5 protein-coding genes are annotated in these 6,347 nt (G+C 47.9%); 3 read left to right on the forward strand and 2 right to left on the reverse strand.

Features of this window, described 5'->3' with window-relative positions:
* Nucleotides 1-42: 42 nt before the first annotated feature.
* Both F1593_RS09965 and F1593_RS28265 read left to right on the forward strand, forming a co-directional pair.
* Entirely contained in the window at nucleotides 43-2,475 is a 2,433-nt protein-coding gene (locus F1593_RS09965) for an RHS repeat-associated core domain-containing protein (RefSeq protein WP_149401404.1), read from the forward strand.
* Nucleotides 2,476-3,139: 664 nt separating this feature from the next.
* A complete protein-coding gene (locus tag F1593_RS28265) occupies nucleotides 3,140-3,307 on the forward strand; it encodes a hypothetical protein (protein WP_172632009.1) in 168 nt (55 codons plus the stop codon).
* Between the two features lie 26 nt (nucleotides 3,308-3,333).
* Here F1593_RS28265 and F1593_RS09970 read toward each other — a convergent pair whose 3' ends face one another.
* Nucleotides 3,334-3,828 carry a DinB family protein gene (locus F1593_RS09970; RefSeq protein ID WP_149401405.1) on the reverse strand — a complete coding sequence of 165 codons (495 nt, stop codon included), beginning with the start codon at nucleotides 3,826-3,828 and terminating at the stop codon, nucleotides 3,334-3,336.
* Nucleotides 3,829-3,979: 151 nt separating this feature from the next.
* Between F1593_RS09970 and F1593_RS09975 the strand changes: the two genes are divergently transcribed.
* The gene (locus tag F1593_RS09975; protein ID WP_149401406.1) at nucleotides 3,980-4,225 is read left to right on the forward strand and encodes a hypothetical protein; all 246 of its coding nucleotides are present in this window, start codon (nucleotides 3,980-3,982) and stop codon (nucleotides 4,223-4,225) included.
* A 113-nt stretch (nucleotides 4,226-4,338) separates the two neighbouring features.
* On the opposite strand, the gene F1593_RS09980 is transcribed toward F1593_RS09975, so the two are convergent.
* On the reverse strand, nucleotides 4,339-5,685 hold the full coding sequence (locus F1593_RS09980) for an AAA family ATPase (RefSeq protein WP_172632010.1): 1,347 nt from the start codon (nucleotides 5,683-5,685) through the stop codon (nucleotides 4,339-4,341).
* Nucleotides 5,686-6,347: the final 662 nt, after the last annotated feature.

Consider the following 6,347-nt stretch of genomic DNA (forward strand, 5'->3'; position numbering starts at 1 on the left):
TTTTTACTGTATTTTTGTTAGAAAGAAACGGATTTCTTCTCTATGAACACGTCTCAATCCTTGCAAGATGATAACGTATCATCACCGTTAGACCGTCCACAAGACTTCACTCGTCACAGATGGACGATCCCTCTTCATCCTGCGGGATCAATACTCCGCCTTGCTCTGGTCATGACGATTGTGACCACTGGTCTCTTTTCGAGTTTTCTGAATACCAGATCTCAGGCCCACGCTGCAACAATCACAAAGTCAGTGCATACAAGTCAATCGACATCAACATCAGCGAAGGCAGCATCATCGACACCGAAGAAGACATCTTCGGCACTCACGGGAACCCAAAAGTTCCATCAAAAGCTCCTCGCATTAGCAGCGACCTATACTTCTCCATTTCAAACCGCACCTCAAACCGCGACCCCACAAACCATCAAGCCCATGACGACAACAACAGGCTATGATGGACTAGGGGATCTCCCTTTTTATGCCTATGTCAATCAGAAAAATCTCACCGATCAAGTCTCGATGAAAGTCAATGTAGCAAATGGCAACGTACTCTTAAATACATCAGAACTTAACATTACTGGCACCGGACTCAATCTCGCGCTTGGCAGTACTTATAATAGCGAAGAGAATCCCAATGCCTTGCTCGATGATGGCAATATGTGGTTCTTCAACAGTGGTCGTAAAACCACTGTTGACCTGAGCAACGTGGCAAACGGGATTACGTTGACTGAAGCCAGCGGGTTCACGACGTTCTTCAAGGCAGATAGCGCTAAGGCAAATGGCTTCGATGATGCCCTCGGACTCGACGAATCTATTCAAGCTACCGGCAATGGAACATATACAGTCACCTTCAACCAAACTGGTGAGCAATGGGGCTTCAATAGTTATGGGACATTCTTAATAGATGGCGACAAAAACGGCAATGCTATCCAATATAACTATGGCAGCAACGGCGATTTGACGTCCATCGTCGACACTCAGGGACGAACAATCACCTTCAACCATGGAACCGATGCGAATAACAACTTGCATCAGGTCACCTCCTACACCATCTCAACGACTGATGGCACCAGTAAGACAATCACCCATAACTACACTGCCTTTGCGCTCACATCACTTACCAATGCCGATCAGAAAACGACCAACTTTCAGTATAATAGCGTTGGTCAGATCACCAAAATCACCGATCCACTTGGTCACAGCACATCATTTGCCTACACGACAGCCGGGCAAATTGCGACCATCACTGATGCGAACAGTCAGACGACGCAGTTTGCCTATCATACCAGCACTGATAGCGCCTGTAGTGGGATCGTACCCAACGGGGCATCTGCGTTACCATGTACGGTCGTTACCGATCAAAACAGCCACGGTATAACGTATGCGTATGATAGCAGCTCATTGCAAGTCAAATATGTAAAAGATGTGCTTGGGCATATCACCGCCATATCCTTTGACAGTTCAACCTATCAGGTACAGAGTATCACAGATGCACTCAACAAGCAGACAACCTTTACCTACGATAGCAACAATAACCTGACGTCTTCAACAGATCCGACAGGAGCGAAGACGCAAGCAAGCTATATGCCCATCAATCAAGCATACTATCCCATTACGAAAACGGATGTACAGGGAAATGTCACAACTGATGCCTATGATAGCAGTGGCACAGGCACTGCGACCGGTACATTGAGCAGCTATAGCTATGGCTACAGCGGTACCGATCAAACCAATCGCATCAGTAGAGGTAGTAATACCACCGTGTACACCAGCCTGGGTTTGAGTACAGAGAAAACATCAGCTACTAATACCAACGAGTACATCCGCTGTAGCTGTAGTCTACTCAATAGCGAGCACACCACTGCAGGCAACGTCTACTACTACTTATTCGATGGCCTCGACTCCGTTGTAGGAATGACTGATAGCTCAGGAAACCTGGTGGCAACCTATGGCTATGATCCCTTCGGTAACGTCGGTGGAGGCAGTGTACAGAGTGGAGTGATCAATCCCTGGGGCTACGCCGGTGGCTACACTGATACCACGACGGGACTCATCAAGTTCGGCATTCGCTACTACGATCCTCATGTGGGACGCTGGACGCAGGCCACACCGATTGGTGGCAGTTTGCAGGAGGCGACGAAAGCCAATCCCTATATCTATGCCGATGATAATCCCATTAATATGGTTGATCCAACAGGGGCAAATGCCATTCTCTGTACCTTTGCTTTTGTATTCTTTGGCATTGCAATGGTCGTTGCGATTCAAGGTATTGTTGCGCTGGTTGAAGCTTATCTCATTGCTTTTGCCGGGTTTGTCTCCTGGCTCGTTGGAGGCTTCGGTGTCATTTTAGGCACTATCGCAGCGATAGTAGCAATGAACCTTTATGTCCTTTTCATTGTTTATCAGGTTTACCTTGCAGCAGGAAGTATAGCAGATGGTCCTGCAAAAATACGATATCTTTGTCGTAGACGATAAAAACATCCTGCTATAGTATTTTCTAATAGAAGTGATTGTAAACCGATCGCTGTATGTTAGGAGTTACTAAAGGATCGTTCACTTCGCTCATAATAATGATGAGATATTCATGTGATTATCATTATTATGAGCGTGACTTCAGTAATATAAGCAACGAGGTTGTCATCCTTTGCCTATAGAGGCCAATGAGTTGTTGTATTTTTGATAGGTGAATATTTGTCATCGAAAGAGAAAGGGAAAGTCATGAAACCAAACTTAGATAGGGTACAGATCATTTTAGGTGGTGTTTTCTTTCTATGTTGTATTACCTTCGAGCTATTTTTCGTATTGGGCAAACTTCGTATTGCAAATGGTGTCGCTAATGCCACTATGCTTGTATTCATAATAGGATGCTTTTATACTGGATTTAAACGTATATCTCAAGCTCGCAAAGAAGGAGTAACAATTTCCTGGCACAAAGAGCGGTGGATAAGATCAGGCATAATTATATTTATATGTCAGATTCTAGTGTTTATTTCCAACTACGGGAGAATTTACGGATAAATTATTAATAATGGGTAATTTTGCAGATAAGATCGCGGTCATTTTTTACCGGAATCGATCGCTTGATTCAGAATAGGTAGTTGAAGTCAAAGAGGCGGATGACGAGACGGATGATTGTAATATGTGTGGGGCTTCAGGATATCTGGATCTTGCACAGACGCAGGATTGTCCGAATTGCAAGACCAGCGGTCAGATGAAGCTAGTGTTGACCTACGCCATCATACGTCACATCCTGGGACGACCTGCGTTCGATACAGGTCGTCAGGATGATGACTTCTCAATTCTGTGAACTGATTTTCAGGGATGCCAGGGATGCTAGGAATTCTCGTGATTGCGCCAGGTACCCATAATCTGCCGTAAAATGGCAAATTCACCAATATGATATGCATTGTGGTCGGCTACCAGTTGCAGTTCACGCACTATCGTTTGTCCATCTCCATGCGGCAACGGTGTATAAAGATCGAGTGTCTGATCGCTGGTAAGCTCAATTAACGCTTGCAGATCAGCGCGAAATCCCTCCACGGTTTTATTCCAGGCCACTTGATCCGCCTGGGCAGCGCGCGCGGGCCAGTAACCGTCCGGCCAGGGCGGCGAGACGTGCTGAGGATTGCGAATAAACTCCAGAATATCCCACTGCGCGATGCGTAAATGTTCCAGCAAATGCCAGGGCGTATAGGGCACGTGTGGCGGTCGGGTGTTCGCGTATTCCAGAGGAAATTGAGCAATAGCGTCGTCAAACGACATATGCGCATTGCCTCCGCGCACCAGCGCCTTCAGTTCTTCGCGGACAACTTGATCATGTTCAGCCATACAAATGCACTCCTTTCATATGTATAGTACGATCCAGAGCGTCCTGTAGAGTTACTTTTTCTCGCTGTGGGTCGTGAAAGCAACATCGCACAATCCAAACGCTGCGTGGCACAACAAGTCACTGCTATCACGAGCAGAAAGGATACTAGCAATGGGAATACTGCGAGTTCTCTCCAAGCGCGGAGACGATAATTTGATCTGGGATGAAAAAAAGTTACAAGAAAATGATAGCGAGGCGCTTGCCGCTGTCCACGAGGCCGAGAGGATATTCCAAAAAGAGCGAGCCCGAGGCTCGATGGCTTTTCGCGTCCAAACTGGTCAACCACCCCAACGCATCGACCAGTTTGATACGACTGCTGAACAGATTGTTATGGTCCCTCGTGTCTATGGAGGCTGAAACGAAGCCCTCTCCTGGCGCAAGGATGCGCTTCCACCTCTTCTTACTATCCATCTCATCATGTTATTATGCATAAGGAACAACAGAACAGCCCTTCACTCATCCAATCGTCCTTATATCCATGAGGCGCTGCCACAAGCGTGGCAGTAATGCGATCCTTCCACTTCAACATGCGGCGTGCCACATTGAGGACAGGTCTTGACTAACTCAGCCCCACAATAGATGCAATAGTGCCAGTTTGCCAGCCCCTCACGGCGGCAGCTCAGGCAGAGCTTGGTTTGCGCGGCTGGATGAATGGCATAGCTTTCACTCAAGCTTACACGGCGCTCAAAATGGCCTGGTAGCAACAGCTTCGGATCTAATCCATCCAGCTTATAGGCGGTTACAAGCACAGCGATGGGCGGTTGCCAGTTCACAGCATCCAGTTCGATCAAAAGCTGATGATTCAGCGCCACCTGCACATCTTTACGCTCAAGATGGCTAATCTCATCTAGATTATCGATAAAGAGGAGGCAAGGAGCCCAGGTAGTGGCAAGCTCAAAACTGGTATGTAACAGATTACGAGCGGTTTGCACGACATCCGTACGTTGGAAGGTTGGATATTCTTGCTCAAGCCAGATAAGATCTTCTTCAGGCACACGATCAGCGTCTAAGGCATTGAGCAAAGAAACGAAGGGAGAACAGGAGAGTGTAACCAGCGAGACAATCGCCTCTCCTGCCAGCGCCTGTACCAACAGGGTGCGCTCAGTACTGGGATGTCCCAGCAGTAAGGTCTCATCCAGCGTATTCAATTGCTTATCGGGATGAAGCTGGGAGCGCCGTAAATGCGAGATGACCGGGCGTAACGCATGCCTGGCAGCATTGGCCCCGGCAATATCCGCAAAAGTGACGGTGGGGCGCTCACAACGCAATAAAGTAGGTTCCGAGATATTTTTGCCCAACCGCTTAAATTCTCGTATCTTGATCTGGATCAACTGATCAATGGCACCCGTATAAGAAGTACCGCTCTCATCCGTCAAATAGGAAGGAATTACATCCTGTGGAGAGAACATTAACAAGAGCAGAGGCTGTACCTGGGGATGGCGCAGGGCACTTAAGAGGATATATTCCGCTCGGACATAGGGGCTATGCCGTTGCTCGGCAAACGTGCAGGCCCAATCCAGACATTCTTGCGTGGAGCGGGCGGGCGGTATGGCAGCTTCCTTCTCTGTCTCAACGGGATTAGCTTCTATACGCCGGACAATCCCGGTAGCGGCCTTGCGCAAGTCTCGAATATCCATACCCAGCAAGCCAAAAACATTACTCATTGAAACATCATCAAGCTGCACAGCACTCAGCAAAAGATGTTCGGGATGATATTCGGTCGCTTGCATATATGCTGCGTTCTGCTGGGCTCGCTCGATCAAGCGTCGCGCCAGAGGAGAAAAAGCAATACGCTGTTCAAGCAAAATAGTGCCCATGAGTGCCTCCTGGATGAAAAGAGAGAAAAACCGTAAGTAGTGAAAAAAGCGCATCGTCGCAATTTCCATACAAACACCACATGTCAACGGACGAGAAAAGGTGTCAAGCATCCTTGTGAAAACAGGCCTGCTTTAGCCACTTCATACCTTCTCTGGGGAAACGTTTGTCACAGGTAAAATGTAACGCTATCAATCAATGCTGTCTGAGAATGTGTCAGAGTGTCAGAGTGTCAGCCTCCCATGGTTTGGTTTCTGTGCATGCGTTTTCGCACCTGCGGTGCTCAAACATCTTTTTATTGTGTAGAGCAGGAAAGGTGCTGTGCACCTTTCCTGCTCTACACAATAAAAAGGGCGCAGGCGCGCACGCGCCTGCCAGGCAGGGAGCAGCAAGATCCCGCTGTATTGGGGGGCTGACACTCTCTGAGAGAGTGTCAGCCCCCCGTGGTCTCCACGGTCTCTGTGCATGAGTTTTCGCGCCTGCGGTGCTCAAAACAGTTTTAGTGTGTGGTCACGGGTCACCCCGAATTGTTCGAACATCGGTTCGAACAATTCGGGGTGGTAGAAAAAGCAAGAGAAAAGAATGGATGATGCTCAATCCAGAGCCGGCTCAAGGCCCAACGAAGTCGATATAATGGTACGATGGTTTCTTTTAGCTTCTTTCC

Source organism: Dictyobacter arantiisoli, from assembly GCF_008326305.1.
Lineage (GTDB): Bacteria > Chloroflexota > Ktedonobacteria > Ktedonobacterales > Ktedonobacteraceae > Dictyobacter > Dictyobacter arantiisoli.

What these genes read in the sequence shown, in the direction of transcription:
- F1593_RS09970 (WP_149401405.1), bottom strand. Translation starts at nt 3,828, where the DNA reads ATGGCTGAACATGATCAAGTTGTCCGCGAAGAACTGAAGGCGCTGGTG.
- F1593_RS09965 (WP_149401404.1), top strand. Translation starts at nt 43, where the DNA reads ATGAACACGTCTCAATCCTTGCAAGATGATAACGTATCATCACCGTTA.
- F1593_RS28265 (WP_172632009.1), top strand. Translation starts at nt 3,140, where the DNA reads ATGTGTGGGGCTTCAGGATATCTGGATCTTGCACAGACGCAGGATTGT.
- F1593_RS09980 (WP_172632010.1), bottom strand. Translation starts at nt 5,685, where the DNA reads ATGGGCACTATTTTGCTTGAACAGCGTATTGCTTTTTCTCCTCTGGCG.
- F1593_RS09975 (WP_149401406.1), top strand. Translation starts at nt 3,980, where the DNA reads ATGGGAATACTGCGAGTTCTCTCCAAGCGCGGAGACGATAATTTGATC.